Source organism: Parvularcula sp. IMCC14364, from assembly GCF_030758415.1.
Taxonomy (GTDB): Bacteria; Pseudomonadota; Alphaproteobacteria; order Caulobacterales; family Parvularculaceae; genus Aquisalinus.
In genome coordinates, this window is record NZ_CP132334.1 from 2,329,121 (window position 1) to 2,350,312 (window position 21,192).

9 protein-coding genes and 1 riboswitch (1 of these 10 running past the window's edge) are annotated in these 21,192 nt (G+C 52.1%); of the genes, 6 read left to right on the plus strand and 3 right to left on the minus strand.

The genetic code is table 11. The features are described from left to right. The 3 genes from RAL90_RS10870 to RAL90_RS10880 form a co-directional block, all read right to left on the minus strand. On the minus strand, positions 1–10,134 hold the start of the coding sequence (locus tag RAL90_RS10870; protein WP_306250506.1) for a hypothetical protein. It extends 25,296 nt beyond the left edge of the window; 10,134 of the gene's 35,430 nt are visible here — the first part of the coding sequence; the start codon lies at positions 10,132–10,134; its stop codon lies beyond the left edge, outside the window. Between the two features lie 158 nt (positions 10,135–10,292). Next, positions 10,293–11,861 (minus strand): TolC family protein, encoded by a 1,569-nt coding sequence (locus RAL90_RS10875; protein ID WP_306250508.1) that lies wholly within the window; start codon positions 11,859–11,861, stop codon positions 10,293–10,295. Between the two features lie 53 nt (positions 11,862–11,914). After that, positions 11,915–13,237 (minus strand): HlyD family type I secretion periplasmic adaptor subunit, encoded by a 1,323-nt coding sequence (locus tag RAL90_RS10880; RefSeq protein WP_306250509.1) that lies wholly within the window; start codon positions 13,235–13,237, stop codon positions 11,915–11,917. Positions 13,238–13,355: 118 nt separating this feature from the next. On the opposite strand from RAL90_RS10880, the gene RAL90_RS10885 reads away from it, so the two are divergent. From RAL90_RS10885 to RAL90_RS10910, 6 genes are all read left to right on the plus strand, one after another. Next, positions 13,356–15,584, plus strand: coding sequence for an ATP-binding cassette domain-containing protein (locus RAL90_RS10885; RefSeq protein ID WP_306250511.1), 2,229 nt, complete (start codon positions 13,356–13,358; stop codon positions 15,582–15,584). An 84-nt stretch (positions 15,585–15,668) separates the two neighbouring features. Continuing rightward, positions 15,669–16,349: a hypothetical protein gene (locus RAL90_RS10890; protein WP_306250513.1), complete on the plus strand. Its 681-nt coding sequence runs from the start codon at positions 15,669–15,671 to the stop codon at positions 16,347–16,349. Positions 16,350–16,420: 71 nt separating this feature from the next. Continuing rightward, a riboswitch (cobalamin riboswitch) is annotated at positions 16,421–16,599 on the plus strand. Positions 16,600–16,723: 124 nt separating this feature from the next. After that, positions 16,724–18,592, plus strand: a complete 1,869-nt coding sequence (locus RAL90_RS10895; protein WP_306250515.1) for a TonB-dependent siderophore receptor — start codon at positions 16,724–16,726, stop codon at positions 18,590–18,592. Positions 18,593–18,722: 130 nt separating this feature from the next. Then, positions 18,723–19,442, plus strand: coding sequence for an ABC transporter substrate-binding protein (locus tag RAL90_RS10900; RefSeq protein ID WP_306250516.1), 720 nt, complete (start codon positions 18,723–18,725; stop codon positions 19,440–19,442). 46 nt (positions 19,443–19,488) lie between these two features. After that, positions 19,489–20,424, plus strand: coding sequence for an iron ABC transporter permease (locus tag RAL90_RS10905; RefSeq protein ID WP_306254053.1), 936 nt, complete (start codon positions 19,489–19,491; stop codon positions 20,422–20,424). Then, complete coding sequence (locus RAL90_RS10910) at positions 20,417–21,187, plus strand: ABC transporter ATP-binding protein (RefSeq protein ID WP_306250517.1); 771 nt, start codon at positions 20,417–20,419, stop codon at positions 21,185–21,187. Before RAL90_RS10905 ends, RAL90_RS10910 begins: the two co-directional genes overlap by 8 nt. The last annotated feature ends 5 nt before the right edge of the window (positions 21,188–21,192 follow it).

The following is a 21,192-nucleotide window of genomic DNA, read 5'->3' on the forward strand; positions in this document are numbered from 1 at the left end:
CGATGAAAGCGTGTAAACGACCGTATCAGAACCGACACCACCATCAAGGACATCGCCGCCAAGACCGCCCTCCAGAACATCATCTCCCGAACCGCCAAGTAGAGTATCAACTCCGGCGCCACCGGATAACGTATCATCACCGCCGCGACCTTCAAGCACATTGTCGCCGCCAGAGCCGCTCAGAACATCACCGGACTCGGACCCGATCGCATTCTCGATACTGATGAGTGTATCTGTGCCGGTACCTGCCCCACTGGCAGTGCCAGCGCCGAGATCGACAGACACAGAAGAACCAGACGCCGTAAAGTCAACAGTATCCGTTCCGGCACCGCCATCCAGAGTATCATTGCCTCCGAGCCCTGCCAGAATATCATTGCCTGTCCCGGCCCGGATATCGTTGGCGTTTCCGTCCCCCGTGAGACTATCGTCATTATCAGAGCCAATCAGGTTCTCAATTTCACTCAGCGTATCGCCTTCTGCGTCACCACCTGTGGCAACACCTGTAGAAAGATCCACGGTAACGCCTGCAGCTGAACCCTGATAGCTGGCTGTGTCCGCACCCGAGCCACCAGAGAGAAGATCAGCCCCTACGCCACCAACGAGAACGTCGTTACCAGCCCCCCCCTGAAGGTCATCATCCCCTGCAAGGCCGGTGAGCGTATCAGCACCGCCAAGGCCAATCAGCACATTGTTACCAGCATCCCCTGTGAGCACGTCTCCATTGGCAGAACCGGTAACATTCTCAATACCGGTCAGGGTATCGCCCGTCGCATGACCGCCCGCTGCAGTACCATTCTGCAGATCAACAGTTACGGCTGCATCAGAGGTCGCGTAATCAGCCGTATCAACACCGGCACCGCCAATAAGCTGATCCGCACCTTCGTTCCCTCGTAGGGTGTCATCACCGGCACCACCATCCAGGGTATTATCTTCAGCGTTGCCAGTCAGCACATCATTTTGGCTGGAGCCAATAACATTCTCTATACTAATTAGTATATCACCAAAGGCATCACCGCCATTGGCCGTACCAGCTGACAGATCAATCGTGACTGCACCAGCTGATGAGGCATAGCTGGCCGTGTCCTGCCCCGTTCCGCCATCGAGTCTGTCTCCGCCTTCCAGGCCGATGAGGATATCGTTGCCTGCACCACCGGAAAGCTCATTGTTATCGCCATTACCGATCAGTACATCGTCAAAGGCAGAACCAATCACATTCTCGATACTGGTAAAAACATCACCCTCGGCAATATCACCTGTGCCCGTACCAGCCGTCAGGTCAATCGTGACGGCCCCGCCAGCATCATCGTAGGTTGCAGTGTCTTCACCGGTGCCACCATCCAGAATATCTGATCCGGCACCGCCCTGCAACAGGTCATCACCCGCACCACCAGACAGCGTGTCAGCACCGCCGCGACCACGCAGCGTATCATCACCTACATTGCCGGACAGAACGTTCACCCCGGCATCTCCGGCAAGTACATCATCAAAACTGGACCCCGACAGGTTCTCAATCGAACTCAGCGTATCACCAGCTGCATCTGCCCCTGTCGCCGTACCGGCAAGAAGGTCTATGCTCACAGCACCAAGAGACCCAAGATACTGTGCTGTATCAAGACCTGCACCACCTTCAAGGAAGTCAGCACCAATGCCGCCTTCCAGAATATCATTACCGGCACCGCCCGTCAGAACATTCGCAGAGTTGTTCCCGATCAGCGTATCGTCAAAATCTGACCCGGTGACATTCTCTATGGCAATCAGCTGATCACCTTCGGCAGAACCTCCAAAGCCCTGACCGGTCAGCAAGTTGACTGAAACGGCAGCAAGTGAGTCCGTATAGCTTGTTGTATCTGTACCCGCACCACCATCAATCGTGTCAGCACCAAAACCACCGATCAGGGTGTCATCACCGGCACCACCGACAAGCACATTGTCCTCGGTGCTCCCGATCAGGGTGTCGTCAAACGCCGACCCCGTCACATTCTCGATGCTCAGATAGGTATCACCATCGGCACTGCCGCCAGAGCCTGTCAGCGTATCAAGATTGACTGAAACAGCTGCCGATGAAAGCGTGTAAACGACCGTATCAGAACCGACACCACCATCAAGGACATCGCCGCCAAGACCGCCCTCCAGAACATCATCTCCCGAACCGCCAAGTAGAGTATCAACTCCGGCGCCACCGGATAATGTATCATCGCCGCCACGACCTTCAAGCACATTGTCGCCGCCAGAGCCGCTCAGAACATCACCGGACTCGGACCCGATCGCATTCTCGATGCTGATCAGCGTATCTGTCCCTGTACCGGCACCACTCGCCGTGCCCGCACCAAGGTCAACCGACACAGATGAGCCAGATGCGGTGAAGTCCACCGTATCAGTACCCGCACCACCATCCAGCGTGTCATTACCGCCAAGACCGGCCAGAAGGTCATTACCTGTTCCCGCCCGGATATCATTGGCATTGTCATCACCGGTCAGGCTGTCATCACTGTCTGACCCGATCAGGTTCTCAATCTCGCTCAGCGTATCGCCTTCAGCATCACCACCTGTGGCAACACCTGTGGAGAGATCAACCGTCACACCGGCACTCGAGGCCTGATAGCTGGCTGTATCAACACCGGTACCACCAGAGATCAGGTCAGCCCCGATACCACCGATCAGAACGTCATTACCAGCACCGCCCTGAAGATCATCATCCCCGTCAAGGCCGGTCAGGGTATCTGCACCGCCAAGGCCGATCAGAACATTGTTACCAGCATCCCCTGTGAGCACGTCTCCATTGGCAGAACCGGTAACATTCTCAATACCGGTCAGGGTATCGCCCGTCGCATGACCGCCCGCTGCAGTACCATTCTGCAGATCAACAGTTACGGCTGCATCAGAGGTCGCGTAATCAGCCGTATCAACACCGGCACCGCCAATAAGCTGATCCGCACCTTCGTTCCCTCGTAGGGTGTCATCACCGGCACCACCATCCAGGGTATTATCTTCAGCGTTGCCAGTCAGCGTATCATTCAGATTAGTACCAATCAGATTCTCTATACTGATCAAGACATCACCAAAGGCATCACCACCATTGGCTGTACCAGCTGACAGATCAATCGTAACTGCACCTGCTGATGAAGCGTAGCTGGCCGTGTCCTGACCTGCGCCACCGTCCAGTCTGTCAGCGCCTTCGCCGCCGATCAGAGTGTCATTCCCGGCACTACCGGAAAGGTCATTATTGTCACTATTACCAATCAGTACATCGTCAAAAGCAGAGCCGATGACATTCTCGATGCTGTTGAATGTGTCTCCCTCGGCAATATCACCGGTCCCTGTACCGGCACTCAGGTCAACCGTTACCGCCCCCGTCGCATCATCATACGTTGCTGTATCTGTACCCGAACCGCCATCCAGAACATCCGACCCCGCACCGCCCTGCAACAGGTCATCACCCGCACCACCAGACAGCGTGTCAGCACCGCCGCGACCACGCAGCGTATCATCACCTACATTGCCGGACAGAACGTTCGCCCCGGCATCTCCGGCAAGTACATCATCAAAACTGGACCCCGACAGGTTCTCAATCGAACTCAGCGTATCACCAGCTGCATCTGCCCCTGTCGCCGTACCGGCAAGAAGGTCTATGCTCACAGCACCAAGAGACCCAAGATACTGTGCTGTATCAAGACCTGCACCACCTTCAAGGAAGTCAGCACCAATGCCGCCTTCCAGAATATCATTACCGGCACCGCCCGTCAGAACATTCGCAGAGTTGTTCCCGATCAGCGTATCGTCAAAATCTGACCCGGTGACATTCTCTATGGCAATCAGCTGATCACCTTCGGCAGAACCTCCAAAGCCCTGACCGGTCAGCAAGTTGACTGAAACGGCAGCAAGTGAGTCCGTATAGCTTGTTGTATCTGTACCCGCACCACCATCAATCGTGTCAGCACCAAAACCACCGATCAGGGTGTCATCACCGGCACCACCGACAAGCACATTGTCCTCGGTGCTCCCGATCAGGGTGTCGTCAAACGCCGACCCCGTCACATTCTCGATGCTCAGATAGGTATCACCATCGGCACTGCCGCCAGAGCCTGTCAGCGTATCAAGATTGACTGAAACAGCTGCCGATGAAAGCGTGTAAACGACCGTATCAGAACCGACACCACCATCAAGGACATCGCCGCCAAGACCGCCCTCCAGAACATCATCTCCCGAACCGCCAAGTAGAGTATCAACTCCGGCGCCACCGGATAACGTATCATCACCGCCGCGACCTTCAAGCACATTGTCGCCGCCAGAGCCGCTCAGAACATCACCGGACTCGGACCCGATCGCATTCTCGATACTGATGAGTGTATCTGTGCCGGTACCTGCTCCACTGGCAGTGCCAGCTGAGAGGTCAACAGAAACAGCCGAAGTTGAAGCCGTAAATTCAACCGTATCTATGCCAACGCCGCCATCAAGAATGTCATTGCCGCCCAGCCCGGCAAGCGTATCGTCACCATCACCGGCACGTATGACATTGGCGGTACTACTGCCCGTCAGTATATCTGCGTTATCCGATCCAATCAGGTTCTCGATTTCACTCAGTGTATCGCCTTCAGCATCACCCCCGGTCGCCACGCCTGTTGAAAGATCTACAGTAACGCCAGCCCCTGACCCCTGATAACTTGCCGTATCGATGCCTGTACCGCCGGTTATCAGATCTGCCCCTGCGCCGCCAAGCAGCGTGTCGTTACCTGCACCACCTTGAAGGTTATCATCCCCGGCAAGACCCGTCAGTGTATCACCACCACCAAGACCGATCAGCACATTGTTGCCAGCATCACCTGTAAGAACATCACCGTTGGCAGAGCCAGTTACATTCTCAATATCAACCAGAACATCGCCATTCGCGTGGCCACCAGTGGCAGTACCCGTTTGCAGATCAACTGTAACAGCAGCATCTGAGGTTGAATAATCTGCAGTATCAACGCCAGCCCCGCCGCGAAGGTCGTCTGCGCCTTCATTGCCGCGCAAGGTATCGTTACCGGCGCCACCATCCAGAATATTGTCCTGGGCATTGCCAGTCAGCACATCATTTTGGCTGGAGCCAATAACATTCTCTATACTAATTAGTATATCACCAAAGGCATCACCGCCATTGGCCGTACCAGCTGACAGATCAATCGTGACTGCACCAGCTGATGAGGCATAGCTGGCCGTGTCCTGCCCCGTTCCGCCATCGAGTCTGTCTCCGCCTTCCAGGCCGATGAGGATATCGTTGCCTGCACCACCGGAAAGCTCATTGTTATCGCCATTACCGATCAGTACATCGTCAAAGGCAGAACCAATCACATTCTCGATACTGGTAAAAACATCACCCTCGGCAATATCACCTGTGCCCGTACCAGCCGTCAGGTCAATCGTGACGGCCCCGCCAGCATCATCGTAGGTTGCAGTGTCTTCACCGGTGCCACCATCCAGAATATCTGATCCGGCACCGCCTTGCAGAAGATCATCACCAGACCCACCGGAAAGTGTGTCGTCACCGCCACGACCGCGCAGCGTATCATCACCTGCATTGCCGGACAGAACGTTCGCCCCGGCATCTCCGGCAAGTACATCATTGAAAGCTGACCCTGACAGGTTCTCAATCGAACTCAGCGTATCGCCAGCTGCATCACCGCCCGTCGCCGTACCGGCAAGAAGGTCTATGCTGACAGCAGCAGATGATCCCAGATACTGGGCGGTATCAAGACCTGCACCACCTTCAAGGAAGTCAGCACCAATTCCCCCTTCCAGAATATCATTACCGGCACCGCCTGTCAGAACATTTGCTGAGTTGTTCCCGATCAGCGTATCATCAAAATCTGACCCGGTGACATTCTCTATGGCAATCAACTGATCACCTTCGGCTGAACCACCAAAGCCCTGACCTGTCAGCAAGTTGACTGAAACGGCAGCAAGTGAGTCCGTATAGCTTGTTGTATCTGTACCCGCGCCACCATCAATCGTGTCAGCACCAAAGCCACCGATTAGTGTGTCGTCACCGGCGCCACCGACAAGCACATTGTCTTCTGTGCTGCCGATCAGGGTGTCGTCAAACGCCGACCCCGTCACATTCTCGATGCTCAGATAGGTATCACCATCCGCACTGCCACCAGAGCCTGTCAGTGTATCCAGATTGACTGAAACAGCAGCGGATGAAAGCGTGTAAACGGCCGTATCAGAACCGACACCACCATCAAGGACATCTCCGCCAAGACCGCCCTCAAGAACATCATCTCCTGAACCACCAAGCAACGTGTCATCACCAGAACCGCCAGATAATAAATCATCGCCGCCATTACCTAGCAGCGTGTTGGCTTGAGCATTCCCGACAAGCTGATCGTCCTGCGAAGAACCTGAGAGGTTCTCGATTGAGGTCAGCACATCCCCTGTGGCATCTCCGCCACTGGCTGTGCCGTCTGCCAGGTTAATGGATACGGCTGATGTGGAGTCAACATATGAAGCTGTATCACTTCCATCTCCACCATCCACAATATCAGCACCGGCACCGCCAGTTAAGACGTCATTGCCGACACCACCAAAGAGCTGGTCATTGGACAATCCACCGCTTAACTGATCATTACCCGCATTACCACGAAGTGTATTGGCACCAATATTACCAATCAGAACATCATCCTGATTACTACCGGTCACATCTTCAATGCTGATGAGTGTATCACCTGACGCGTCCCCCCCGACACCGGCACCGGATGCAAGGTCAACGGTTACGCCTTCGGCAGATGCGGAATAATCCGCAAGGTCCTGTCCGCCGCCGCCATCAAGAACGTCAGCTCCTTCAAGGCCCGCCAGGACGTCATTGCCACTCCCACCAGTCAATTCATTACTTTGATCGTTTCCAGTCAGAGTATCAGAAGCAGCCGTACCTATAATATTTTCTATATTCTGAAGTGTATCACCTTGTGCATCACCACCAGCAGCCGCGCCAGTATCGAGGTTGACGCTAACGCCTACTGCAGAACCACTATAATCAACCGTATCTGTACCGCTGCCGCCATCCAGATTGTCTGCACCTGCGCCACCGCGCAACAGATCATCTCCAAGTCCGCCACTGATGATATCATCCCCACCGGCACCATCCAGTTCATCGTCACCAGCCGCACCAGACAGGACGTTATCTGCTTCATTACCCGTCAGTACATCGTCGAAACTGGAACCAGAGACGCCTTCAATATCAATAATAAGGTCACCATTGGCATCACCGCCTGCGCCGAGCCCGGATGCCAGATTGACAAAAACAGAAGCTGTTGAGCCAGAATAATCAGCAATATCGAAACCGGCACCACCGAGAAGAATGTCAGCACCAGCTCCACCGGAAAGTATGTCATCACCACCGCGCCCCTCAAGCGTATTGGCGCGATCATCACCAGTAATACTGTCATTCAAATTGGTGCCAATGACATTCTCAATATCAATATAGGTATCGCCTTCTGCATCTCCATTGACGCCGAAACCCAAGCCCAGATTTACAGTTACACTGCCTACTGAAGACGTATAATCGATAGTATCTGTACCATCGCCGCCACTCAGAAGGTCGGCTCCAGCACCCCCTATCAGAATGTCATTACCGCCATTGCCAAACAACTCATTATCTTGAGCGTTACCAATAAGTATGTCAGCGAAGCCAGAGCCGCTGACACTTTCAATACTGATTAATATATCACCATCTGCGTCACCGCCTGATGCTATACCCGTAGCAAGATTGATGAAAACGGCATCAGAGGATGTAAGGTAATCCGCAAGATCATTCCCTGCACCACCATCCAGCGTATCGGCGCCAGCGCCACCAATGAGCGTATCATCACCGGCACCACCGCTTAGTATATTTCCTATATCAGACCCAGTGAGACGATCGGCAAAGTTAGAACCTGTCAGATTCTCAATCCCCTCGAGCGTGTCATTGTTACTGGCACCTGCCGTCGCAGTACCAGTCAAAAGACTGGCCGCAACACCGGCTGCAGCATCAGAATAATCCGCAGTATCGGAACCGGCGCCGCCCTGTAAAAGATCGTCGCCATCACCACCAATCAGTGTGTCGTCGCCATCACCACCAATCAGCGTATCGTTACCACCACGCCCCCTGAGCGTGTCGTCTCCCGCGTTACCAGAAAAGATATTATCAGCGTCATCACCACTGATCTCATCATCGAATGCAGATCCTTCGATCCTCTCTATGGACCTTAGAATGTCTCCCTCTGCGGTACCACCGAGCCCAATATCGTTGAGAAGGTCGATGGTGATCGCGCCATTAGAGCCTGAATAATCAGCCGTATCAAAACCGTTACCGCCATTGAGCAGGTCTGCACCAAGCCCACCGATCAACAGGTCATCGCCCGCCAGCCCTGAGAGTTCATTATCACCAGCATCGCCAATCAGCGTATCATCAAATGCTGATCCGATTATATTCTCTATATTGACAAGTCGATCATCTGCAGCGTGCCCGCCAAAGAAAATTCCCTGTTCTAGGTCAACCAGAACTGCCTCGTCAGAGGAGGCGTAGGAGGCTGTATCAATACCACCAAGACCATCAATGAGGTCAGCTCCGGCACCACCTTCAAAAAGATTGTCACCATTACTGCCGATCAGAACATCATTGAAGCTGGAACCACCAACACCCTCTATACTGATGAGTTGGTCGCCTTCAGCATATCCGCCTTCAGCTTCACCAGTAGAAAGATTGATGAAAACTGCACGATTGGAGATTTCGTAAGAGACAAAATCAGTGCCGCCACCACCATCTATACGATCCGCACCAACACCGGCGAAAACAATGTCATCACCATCACCGGCATTGATATCATTTCCGGGCGGGTTCACCGCCAGCACAACAATCTGATCCCCCGTAATGGGGTCGGTCGCAGTCTGATCTTCCTCCGATTCCACAACAGCCTGGACAATCTGGGTCGTCGCCGTTGTCGTGCCAAGCTGGCCGGAATCGCTGATAACATCATACTGAATGGTCAGCGTGGTACTGCCAAAATAACCATCCTCATCAGGCTCGGATGTAGGGTCTTCAAGGACATACCGTATTTCCAGAATCAAAAGATTCGGATCATCAGGATCTACCTGAATTCTGTAAGTGCCACCATTTTCCTCTGCATTGAGAATGACCCAACCCTGTGGAAGGCCGGAAATCGTAGCACCCGTAGGGGTGAATCCCTCAAACGGAATGTCGACGGTGACCTCGAATACACGGGCACTTGTATTGCTTGGGGCTATATCAGGGTCATCCGCATAGATAATATCATCCTGATCGGTACCAGTCACAAGCTCCGTACGGAATTGCGCGGCATAACTGGAATCCTCATCTGCTGGCTCTTCAGCAGTACCGCCGCGTACTTCTGCCCCACCGGTAATCTGACCCGTTGAGGACTGGCGTGTAATACCAAAAAGTTCAACGGTAATGTCAGATACGCCCAGATCAAAAACAGATGTTTCGGATTCTTCATCCGTACTTGTCGCAGCAGCAGAAGAGTCTTCCGGGCTGTTATATCGCCCCGTAAAGTTGGAGAGCTTCTCCTCGATACGGGACCGATCCTCTTCGTTGTCTGTGCTGCCGAGTTCAGTATCGATCAGATCAAGCTCTGCTGCTCTTGGCGGTTCAACCTCCACCTCGACTTCAACCTGAATCTCTTTCTGAACAACTTTTATGACCTGCTGGGGCTCTGGCGTCTCATCGCCGCCAGCTTGCTGCTCATCCAGTGAACTCAAGTTGACTTCGGAGTCATCATCGACACTGATTTCTCCGACGCGCCCCAGCAACTCCTGTCCGGAGATGAGCACATCGGTGAACTGCATTTGCATGGTTTCATCCAGCGCGATCTCAAGACCAGCTTCCAGAAGAACAATCTGCGCACCATCAGCAAAAGTCAGCACGATATCGACATCAACAAGCTCGACAGCCACATCATCGAAATTGAATTCGAAAACAGGCTGCTTGCCCTGTAGGCGATATGTTGCCTTCAATCCGGCTTCAGGTTTTTCGATGGTGATCGTTTCAACGGTGGAAGAAACACCACCGACACCTGTGGCACCAGTCGCAGTTTCCCTGTTTGCAGTCGTCATATTTGCATCGGTTTCAGGCAAATTTGCCATATCGATCTACTCCAATGCACCAGCTGACTGGCAACCACCCGGTGAAATGGGCAGTAACACCTGACGCCTTGGTTTAAGGGCTTCCCAATAGCCCTTGGCCGTAAACGTCAGACGCAGCAGTGGCGCGGTTTTTCACACCTCAGTAGACCTGAAATTGGTTACTCAGATGTTTCCAGATCGAGGGAAAACTGCTCTGAAATCGTGGATGTCAGCCTGTTTTGAAGGCGCAGACTGGCGAAACCAGCCGACAGATTCTCATACTTGTTGGTAATTTGCTCTTCGTGTGCCTGATTCAGGTCAGCTTGCGCATCCAGCAGCTCAAAAAGGGTTCTGCGCCCAGCCTCAAATTGCAGAAAATACAATTCAACCACACGCATGCTGGCAGCAAGCTGTGTTTCGAATATGGACGTCTTGTTCTGACTGGTCCTGAGTACGCTAAGGATATTGTATGCATCCTGCCGCAGCTCATTTCTCACCTTGGCCATACGCTGCTCGACTTCATTGCGACGCGCGACCAGCTGATCTTTGCGCGAACTTGCCAGCCCGCCATCATAAACATTCCATGACGCCGTCACCATGACGCGCCCGTCCTGCTGCCATGGGGTATCACCAAGCACTTTGTCCTGATACTTCCCGGTGACATCTAGACGCACCTCGGGAAGATAGGCGAGCTTCGCGGATTCAAGCTGATGATCTATCGAGTTATAATCCCGAAATGCAGATTCAAGAGCAGGGTGGCGGGAGAGAACATAATCAAGGTTGCTCTCATTCAGGTCGTAGGCAGACGACATATCAAACTGTGGGCGCACGAGCGTTCCAGGCTCAAGACCTGTAATTCGGCGAAAAGCACCAATAGCTGCCTCACGGCGATTTTCAAAGTCAATCATGTTTGTGCGCGCACGCTCAAGTCGAGTCAGCGCGCGATTAACTTCGGCTTCGGTCGCATTGCCGCCTTCACCGTTCAGGCGCACCAGATTATAAATGCGCTCATGAGCAGTAACATTTTCCCGACTGCTTGCAAGCAACTCGGTACTGGCCATCAAATCGAGGTAAGCGATGATGGTCGCCTGAATAGTTTCAGCAACCTTATCCCGAAAGAGAAACTCCTGCGAGTTATACAATGCCTCAGCACGCTGTACGGCAAGCATGGATCGCCCGAAATCAAACAGTAACTGGCTAATCCGAAACGATGCCTCCTGACGATTCAGGCCGTCTGTTGAAGCGACCCTCTCCCCCGAAACCGACTCAACTCCTGTACCAAAACCAGCCTCAACCGTCGGCAAAAGGGCCGCTTTCGCCCCCCTGATGGCAGCATCCCTGTCCTGAAGGCGCCAGTAAACAATCCCGAGATCAGGATTATTCATTAAAGTATAAGCAAGAACATCTCGCAACTCCAGAGACAACCCATCTGTATCAGGAGGATTAAAAAGAAGCTCGTCCAGACTGTCGTCTGGTCTCGTCGTGCCAACCGGGCCAGTTTCAACAGCCTTTTTTAGTTGATCTGCGTTACCTTCAGACAAATACAATTGTTGCCGGATCGAAGGCCGATCTAACAGCACAGAAGCACCCTCAGGCGCGCGCGCTGCATAATAGGACAAATAACTCCCAGCTGGTGGCCCGTCATTGGACGCGAACGCTTTTCCGGCTATACACACAACGATGCCACCAGTTATTGCTGCTGCTGGTTTTAGCGCAGGATAAAAGCGTTTGGCAGCCAATGCTGCCACCCAGTGATATTTCCTTGTGATATATTGCCGCATCCTGCGCATCACGAGTTATCTCACTCCCTAAACGCATTTTCGCGAATGTTCTGCACAGGACGCAATAAATAACTTAGTATTGTCTGCTTGCCTGTCAGAATATCAACTTCGGCCTGCATTCCCGGCACAACAGAAGTGTCTTCACCGAGATCACCCGTCTCTGCCTCAATGCGTACACGGAAATAGACATTACCATCATCGTCAACCAGCGCATCTGGTGAGATTTCCAGTATTTTACCCGGCAATCCACCAAAGGTCGAAAAATCATACGCACTTATTTTGGCAATAACCGGCAGGCCAGGCCATATCTGCGCTCGATCACTTGGCAGCAGCTTTGCTTCAATTTCTACTGCCGCGTTATCCGGAACAATCTCGGCGATGTTCTGCCCAGGGCGCACCACACCATCAATATTATTCACGAACAGCTTGTTGATAACACCGCTTGTTGGAGCGGTAACGTCAAACCGCTGGCTCCTGTCCTGCAGGGCAGAAATACGCTCGTCCAGCAACTCGATCTTAACCTCGGTTTCCCGCAACTCACGCTGTGCTTCTGACCGGAACCGGGACTCGGATTCGCGACGCCTCGCCTTAACTTCAGCAAGACCTGCCTCTGTCTGCGGTATTTGGAATTCGAGGTTTGAAACTTGTGTTACAATCTGCTGATATTGGGTCTCATCCTGCAACAGCTCGTTTCTTGAAATAGCACCACGTCCGCTCAATTCTCGCAAACTGATCAATCTTTCGGACATCAACTCCTGCTCACGGATGAGGTTTGCCAGATGCGAACGACGTTCAGAGAGCTCAAGCTCTTTCTGCTCGATCTGCTCGTCAATAACGCTGAGAACTTCAGCCTGCCCTTCCCGGCGGCGGGAAAAATATGTTGTTTCCTGAATGATCTGATCGGGGAAGCCACTCGCCAGCTCCTCACTGAAATTGATCTCGGCAAGCCCTTCAGACTCGGCCCTTAATCGACTGGCGCGGATACGAAGCGTGCTGAGCTCCAAAGTGGAAGAATCCAGTTCAGCTTGTGCAAAGCTGTTCTCGATACGAACCAGGGTCGCCCCCTCTTCGATTCTCTCGCCCTCGGAAACAAGGATCTGTTTGATGATCCCGCCCTCATAGTGCTGGACGAAGTTGTTACGCTCCTGAGACACCACACGACCACTCCCTCTGGTAACGCGGTCAACACTTGTTACGGACGCCCAGACCAGAAAAATCAACAGAAACAAGGCAATAGTATACAAGAGTTGAACGCTTCCCTCTTTCGCGATCAACCTGTTGTGGCCCACAATGCCATGCTCTTCGAGACGGCCGAAATCGGTTTCCTGTTCGCCTTCTCTCATTGACACATCCATAAATTCTTAACCTTGGTTAATCAGAAAGCATTAACCAATCGTTACTAATTCCTCCGTAGCGTTAAACACTAGGTCGTACTTGGCTGACCGGAACAGGACTATGGGCATGCTGGAATCGCTGAAAAAAAGACTTGCGGCAATGAATGGTCTCCAAAGGCGACCTAACGGCAAAAACACGACCGATAACCGTTTGCTGTCAGGCACCTTCAGTACAGGCAAATTGCCAGACGCTATTCCATTACCTGCCTCCATCAACCGCCTCGCAACTCATTTTGATCCTGGCAACGGACGGTCAGAAAAGAACGCGATCAGAGAATATGGGCAAAAACCCGGGCGAACTTCCCTTGAAATGCTGTCCCGCGAAGCAAGCATTGAAACGGAACTTGCCAAAGTAGACCTGAGCCAGCTGAAAGCCACGGACTTTCCCATCGTTGCCGTCACGAAATCCGCTGCGTCCTTCATTATCTGGAACAGAACAAATACCGGGTACATCATTGAAGGTAAGGACCAGTCCTGCGTCAGCGCCGAGAAACTGAACCAGCACCTTTCGGGCCATTTCATCAAAGCCCGCCCCAACATGGTCGAACAGGTGCATGCTAGTACCACCTCACCTGATCAGATGCTCAGATGGTTGTTCAATCTCATCTGGAAGAATGACAGAGCAGCCCTCAGCCAACTTTTGCTGGCTGCGATTATCTGCAATATCTTCCTTATCGCCCTGCCATTATTTATCATGTCCGTTTACGACAGGGTCGTACCCCATTCGGCCTTTGCCAGCCTGCAGGCCCTTACAATCGGCTTTATACTTGTTCTGGGTGCAGATCTGAGCTTGCGGTTTGTAAAAGGCAAACTGACAGATGCTATTGGCCTGGGTATTGCGCACCGCCTGCAGATGAATCTGTACAGGCGGCTCCTGACCATACGCCTTTCCAGGAAGCCTTCGTCGGCCAGCGAAGTCAGTAACGTGCAATCAGAACTTGAAACCATTTGCCTGTTAATGCCCGCATTTCTGACGTCCATAATCGCTGACACTACCTTCGCTTTCGTGGTTCTGGCAATTATCGCCAATATCGGTGGTTATGTGGTGCTGGCACCTTTGATCGGCATCATGATTGTGGCATCCGTCATTTTCATTGGTACGTGGCATTCGAGAGAAAACGCCCAACAGGCTTCAATATTGCGCGGCGCGGCGTCCGCCATGATCTCCGAAACATTTGACTCCCTGACGGCGGTAAAAGCCAATGGATCGGAGCACTCGCTGCTCAGAAAATTTGAACGTGTGATTGATGCTGCGGCTATCAAAGGACATCTCGCCAGACAGAATGTGCGATTTTCTGCTAACATCCTGAACTCCGTGGTGCAGGCGACAATCGTTGGCACACTTGTCCTTGGTGTGCTGAGGATTGATGCGGGCGTGATGACTATCGGCAGCCTCGCAGCCTCAACCATTCTGGTTGGCCGGGCAATCATGCCCATCGGTCAGCTGGTCGATCAAACATCCAGAATCTGGACACTCAAGGAAATCCTTCAAGGCACATTCTCGATGATCTCGGAGAAAGAGGAGGAAGGCGGTGAGCAGGATGGCGGAGAAAGCCGGACCTTTCGTGGCCATCTGCAACTGAATAATGTCGGGTGCCGACACGAATCCACAGATGTCGAGGCCCTCAAGAATATCAATCTGGAAATCAAGCCCGGTGAAAAAATTGGTGTCATTGGAAAAAATGGCAGCGGCAAAAGCACGTTACTGCATCTGTTTCCGAGGCTCTACCTGCCAAGCTCCGGTACAATGGTGATAGACGGATATGACGCACGGCAATACTCCCCACGCCGTCTGCGTCAGGAAGTCGGCTTTATGCCGCAGGAAATCGTTCTGTTTAACGATAGTCTCCGCGCCAATATCTGCCTTGGTACAGAGGATTATACAGAAGAAGAGTTCAATCGCGCCGTTGAACTATCCGGTGTCGAGCGTTTTGCACGGCGACACCCACATGGATACAGCATGAGAGTTGGGCCACGCGGAGAATTCCTGTCTGCTGGTGAGCGCCAGTCAGTTGGTCTCGCAAGAGTTTTATTAAAGCCCAAAACTATCCTTGCTCTGGATGAACCATCTTCACTGATGGATCATACATCAGAGCAGCAACTCATTCAGTCACTGACACAGAATCTGAAAGAGACAACGCTGGTCATTAGTACACACAGGATGAAGTTACTCGACCTTGTGGATCGTGTTATCGTAATGGATCAGGGCGAAATAACCATGGATGGCTCCAAGCAGGAGGTGCTGACCCGGTTGAAACAACCGCTCCCCGCGCAACAAGTCCGTCGTTCCGCCTGATCATTTTATCCCGTACACAATCGTTAATGACCCGTTAACGAAATCTTTTGTAAACCTTAAATCATAGCTTCTCGGGTTTAAGCCATGATCAGTCGTACATTATTATCAGGGATTTGCTGCCTGCTGTTACTCCCGTCCTCAGCGCTTGCTGAAAGCGAAGAAGCAGGTCGTGTTGCTGGCGCCTTTGGCGGCGGGTCAACCGGCGTTACCCTTGAGTTAAAAGCCAAACTCAGCAGCACGCTCGTTGCCAGAAGCGGCGTCAACTGGCTGAACTTTGAGCTTAACGGTGAGGAACTTGATGGAATCAAGTACGATAGCCAGATCGACATCAACACTCTTTCAATGGCAGCTGACTACCACCCATTCAAGAACCCATGGATGATGAGTATCGGACTTTACATGGGCAAACGCGAATTAAGCCTCGATGCCAATATAACAGATAGTGTCGTGATTGGTGGTCAGACTTTCACGGCTAGCGAGGTTGGCGACATTGTCGGTGTGGCCGCGATGGATGACATTGCGACATTCATCGGTCTTGGATGGGATAATGCATTCTATACGAAGAAAAAATGGTCCTATTTTGTGCGCGGCGGGGTCACAGTTTCAGGCTCCCCCAATATCGAGCTAACATCTGTAGGCGGTACGCTTTCAAATAACCCTGCCCTGATCAGCGAGTTGGAAGTTGAAGAAGCCTCTGCGCAGGACGATATTGACGAATACAAATTCTATCCCATTCTGGAAGCTGGCGCCTCGTACCGTTTCTAGCCTGATAAGTAATTCCCCCCTTGCGGTGCTTCGCAGTCACAGTCCGGCACTTGACACCAACCCGATATTAACTTCATGACAGGGCTGATGGTGCCCTGACGGGGCTAAGAGGGAAGCTGGTGAGATGCCAGCGCTGTACCCGCAACTGTAAGCGACAGGTGCTTGCCATATGCCACTGAGTTTCTCGGGAAGGCGGCAAAGCATGATCAAGACGCAAGCCAGGAAACCTGCCATCACGTCGCTCGCCTCAGGCCGGGAATAGCCACCGGGGCCGGATATGATTTTTCCTCTGCAGCGACATGAGTGGAACTGTCTGTGCCGACATGCGCAGGCCTTCAACGCCGCGACATCTGTCGTTTGGTATGGAGAGATTGATGCTGCGCATGATTATATGCTTCGCCTGCCCTTTTATCCTGGGGTCTTATTCAGCTGCTGGCCACGCCTTCGAAACAGATGAGATCTTCGTCACAGGCTTACGTCCTTCATCAATAGAAGAAACGCCGGTCAGCATCACGGTAATTGATGCAGACGATCTGGACATTCGCAAAGCTCCTTACATTGCTGATCAGCTAAGGGCGTCACCTGGCATTGGCGTTTCCCGTGCTGGTGCGCGGGGCGGCCTCACGCAGGTCAGAATACGTGGTGCAGAAGCAAATCACACGCTGGTACTGTTGGACGGCATCGAAATATCTGATCCTGTGACAGGGGAAACAGATTTTGGCTTATGGCCCAGCCTGAACATCTCACGCATAGAAATACTTCGAGGAGAACAGTCTGCCCTCTATGGGTCAGATGCTATTGGTGGTGTGATAAATGTGGTTTCAGATTCTGCCCCCGGCACCGCTGCCTCAGCCGAAACAGGCTCAAACAATACCCTGCGCGCGTCCGGGCGACACTTCATCGACTTAGGAAAGCTCGGCCTCTCTCTGGGCACAGCCGGGTTTCAAACAGATGGTGTGGATACATCAGGTACGGGAGGCACCAGGGATGGAAGTGAAAGCTTAACTTTCATGGCAAATAGCCGCATGGAGTTAAACAAAAACTGGTCTGCAACTGGATTACTGCGCATAGCAATAGATGAAGTTGAGACTGATGCCGACACAGATTTTGACGGCACACTTGAAGACACAGATACCCAGACTGACAGCAGACAACTTACCAGCGGCGTGGTCCTGTCAGGTAAGTGGACGAATATCAGTCATCAAATTCAAGGCTCATATACCCGTGTTGAAAGGGATAATGTTTCTTCGGGAAATACTGATGACAAGACAACAGGACAAAGAGCAAGACTCTCATACAGTCCATCTGTCACATTCTCCTCCTCCGGATACGATCTTGTTGTAAACGGACTGATCGACGTCGAAAGCGAAAAGTATGAGAGGACTTCAGCGAACACTGTTTTCGGGGACGCCAACCAGAAGCAGACATTTGATACAATAGGTACTGCTATCGAACTGCTGCTGAACACGGATCGCTGGGCAGTGCAGGCTTCTGCTCGGCATGACAATAATGACGATATGTTTGAAAATGCAAACACCTGGCGTGCCGGTGTCGCTTACCAACTGACAAAGACAACACGCTTACGTGCTGGTGCAGGACAAGGCATTAAAAACCCGACCTTCACAGAGTTGTTTGGTTTTTTTCCAGCCAACTTTCTAAAGAATCCTGATCTGAAGCCTGAAAGATCAAGCAGCTACGAAGTCGGTTTGACCCAGAGTATTGGCCCTGCACGTCTCTCGATGACATGGTTTGAAGCCGAACTTGAAAACGAGATTTTCACAAACTTCAACGCTGATTTCACATCGATAGCCCTGAACCGGAATGGCAAGAGCAAAAGAAAAGGTATTGAGACCAGTCTGGAATGGGCTCTCAAAGAATCGCTTCTTTTGAATGCTGCCTATACAAATCTTTCCTCGGAAAATGAACAGCAAGAAACCGAGTTAAGGGTACCCGGGACCACCGGAAGCCTGAGCTTAAACTGGCTGCCTGCCTCCAATGAAAAGATGCAGATAGGCTTCGCGGCAGATTATGTCGGCCAACAGAAGGACATATTCTTTTCCTTTCCCCAGCGAGATATATCCCTGGACGCGTACACGACAGTCTCTGCGACCGCCAGTTATCGCATGGGCAAACATACATCCCTGACGTTCCGGGGAGAGAATATTTTTGACACAGATATTGAAGATGTTACAGGCTTTCAGCAACCGGGCAGCCAGTTTTTTATTGGCCTTAAAGTAAACTGACATGCGCTTTATCTGTGCAGCACTCATAATCTTGATCTGTGCATGTAGCGCAGGATCAGATGGTAAAAATACTGATGGTGACAAAAGGCGCCGCGTCATCAGCCTCGACTATTGCTCAGATCAATATGTTATGGCGCTCCTCCCCCGTGAAGAAATAATTGGCCTCTCTCCGGATTCTGAAGCCTCATTTTCCTATCTTCGTGCGCAGGCAAAAGGCCTACCTAAAGTCAGGCCACGTGCGGAAGATATATTGCTTCAACAACCAGATGTTGTCGTGCGCAGTTATGGCGGCGGAGCAACAATCACCAGTCTGCTTGAAAGGTCGGGCATTCAGGTTGTCCAGATAGGTTACGCCAACAATATTACCGACATTGAAACTATCATCGTCAAAGCTGCAAATGCTCTTGGTTATGAAGAACGCGGACTCACGCTCATTCAGCAACTGAAACACAATCCTGCAAAGACGAGGCACGGTTCGCCTATATCGAGCGTATTATACCTGACATCAAAAGGTGCTGTGGCTGGCAAAAATACTATGATTGATGATATTATTACCCGGTCAGGTCATGAAAACTTCCGTACAGAAAATGGCTGGGCGAGCAGCCTCCCACTGGAAGAGCTGGTCTACGAAGTACCTGACATAATCGCGACCGGTTTTTTTGAAACATCCGATATGGTAAGCGATATCTGGACGCCCACAAGGCACCCTGTAGTGCAGCGTTTGCTTGCTGACATAAAGATTGTCAATTTACCTGGTGCATGGACGGCCTGTGCTGCATGGCCTGTCGCCAATGCGGTTGAAGCGCTGTCTGCCACACAGACCCCCGTCGGAAAGTCTGCCAATGACTGACAGGAGCATCATATTCTGGTTGGCGCTGTCTGCTATCATCAGTGTAATGGCTGCTTGTATGATCGGCAGCACAGCGATGGGACCGCAGAGACTGCTTGGGGCTTTTTTGAGAACCGGCACAGCCGCGGATATAATTGTACTATGGGAAATCAGGCTACCACGGGCTATGGCAGCTTTTATTGTTGGTGCGGCACTTGGCATGAGCGGCGCTGCATTACAGGGGCTGTTGCGTAACCCTTTGGCTGAACCAGGTGTTCTGGGCGTTTCTGCTAGCGCAACTCTGGGCGCTACACTGACCTTGTTTTACGGCCTTGCGGTTTTCTCTCCTTTAATACCGGTTCTGGCTTCAATAACCGGCGCGATGTCAGCGACAGCCCTGCTCTCAGTTGCCGCTTTCCGCCATGCATCCATCACAACACTTATTCTGATTGGCGTTGGTCTTTCCAGTTTTGCCGGCGGCTTGATGGCGTTACTTCTGAACCTTGCCCCCAACCCATTCAGCCTAGCTGAATTGATCAGCTGGACGCTTGGCTCGGTTGCGAACCGTAGCTACAATGACATCGCCCTCATTCTCCCCTTCATGACCATTGGCCTCGTCTTTATCTTGATCACAAAGCGAAACTTCGCTGCGCTCGCCTTTGGCGAAAATACCGCACACAGTATGGGTGTGGACCTGCGGCGTACACGGCTTTTTACGATCATTGGCACAGGGCTCTTAACTGGAGCAGCTGTTGCGATAGCTGGTGCGATAGGTTTTGTCGGAATTGTCGCCCCCCACCTGGTCAGGCCACTTATGAAATATGATCCTGCACGAACGATCTGGCCAGCAGCACTACTCGGCGGCATAATGTTGGTATTGGCTGATATTGGTGTCCGATTGATCCCAACGAATAGCGAACTGCGATTGGGCGTGGTTGCTGCGCTTTTTGGGGCGCCTCTTTTCATCTGGATTGCCTCCAGACTAAGGAGCAATCATGGTTGATCTGAAGTTGGATAGTGTCTCTGCCAGAAAGGCGGAACAGTTTGTCCTGAAAGAGGTCAGCCTGACCCAGACTGCCGGACAGCTGACAGCTATTATAGGCCCCAACGGAGCAGGAAAAACATCCCTACTGGAAGCCATACTGGGGCTCCTGCCAATCGCAGCTGGTTCTGTCTGCATTGATAGTCAACCTGTTAAGGAGGTGCCGCATACGGATCTCGCAAAACTGATCGCCTACCTACCGCAAGCAAGGCCATTGGCCTGGCCGTTGCGCGTCATTGACACAGTCGCCATGGGTCGTTTCGCGTGGGGTGGCACCATGGGGCGCTTGTCACTCGATGATGCCGAGATAATCAATGATGCACTCGCAAAATGTGAAATCCAGCATTTGAAGGACAGGCCTACGGATCAACTCTCTGGCGGTGAACTTGCGCGTATTCATTGTGCGAGAGTTTTTGCTGCGCAGACACCCATTATGCTGGCAGATGAACCCGTCACTGCACTTGATCCAAAACACCAGCTCAAGATCATGTCTTTGATCCAAAACTATGTACGGGAAGGAAACAGCGCCCTGGTCATCATGCACGATATCAGCCTTGCTGCGCGTTTTTCAGATCGCCTGATCTGGATGAAAGAAGGAAAGATAATGGCCGATGGCCCCCCCGCCAAAACTGTTACAGAAACGCAGATCGAGACTATTTTCGGGATAGGGGCCCAAGTTCAGTGGCGCGATAAAATACCTCTCATCATCACCAGGTCGCTTTAATGCAA

Coding starts and splice junctions, on each gene's coding strand:
- RAL90_RS10880 (WP_306250509.1), bottom strand. CDS start 13,237: ATGAGAGAAGGCGAACAGGAAACCGATTTCGGCCGTCTCGAAGAGCAT.
- RAL90_RS10885 (WP_306250511.1), top strand. CDS start 13,356: ATGCTGGAATCGCTGAAAAAAAGACTTGCGGCAATGAATGGTCTCCAA.
- RAL90_RS10890 (WP_306250513.1), top strand. CDS start 15,669: ATGATCAGTCGTACATTATTATCAGGGATTTGCTGCCTGCTGTTACTC.
- RAL90_RS10895 (WP_306250515.1), top strand. CDS start 16,724: ATGCTGCGCATGATTATATGCTTCGCCTGCCCTTTTATCCTGGGGTCT.
- RAL90_RS10900 (WP_306250516.1), top strand. CDS start 18,723: ATGGCGCTCCTCCCCCGTGAAGAAATAATTGGCCTCTCTCCGGATTCT.
- RAL90_RS10905 (WP_306254053.1), top strand. CDS start 19,489: ATGGCTGCTTGTATGATCGGCAGCACAGCGATGGGACCGCAGAGACTG.
- RAL90_RS10910 (WP_306250517.1), top strand. CDS start 20,417: ATGGTTGATCTGAAGTTGGATAGTGTCTCTGCCAGAAAGGCGGAACAG.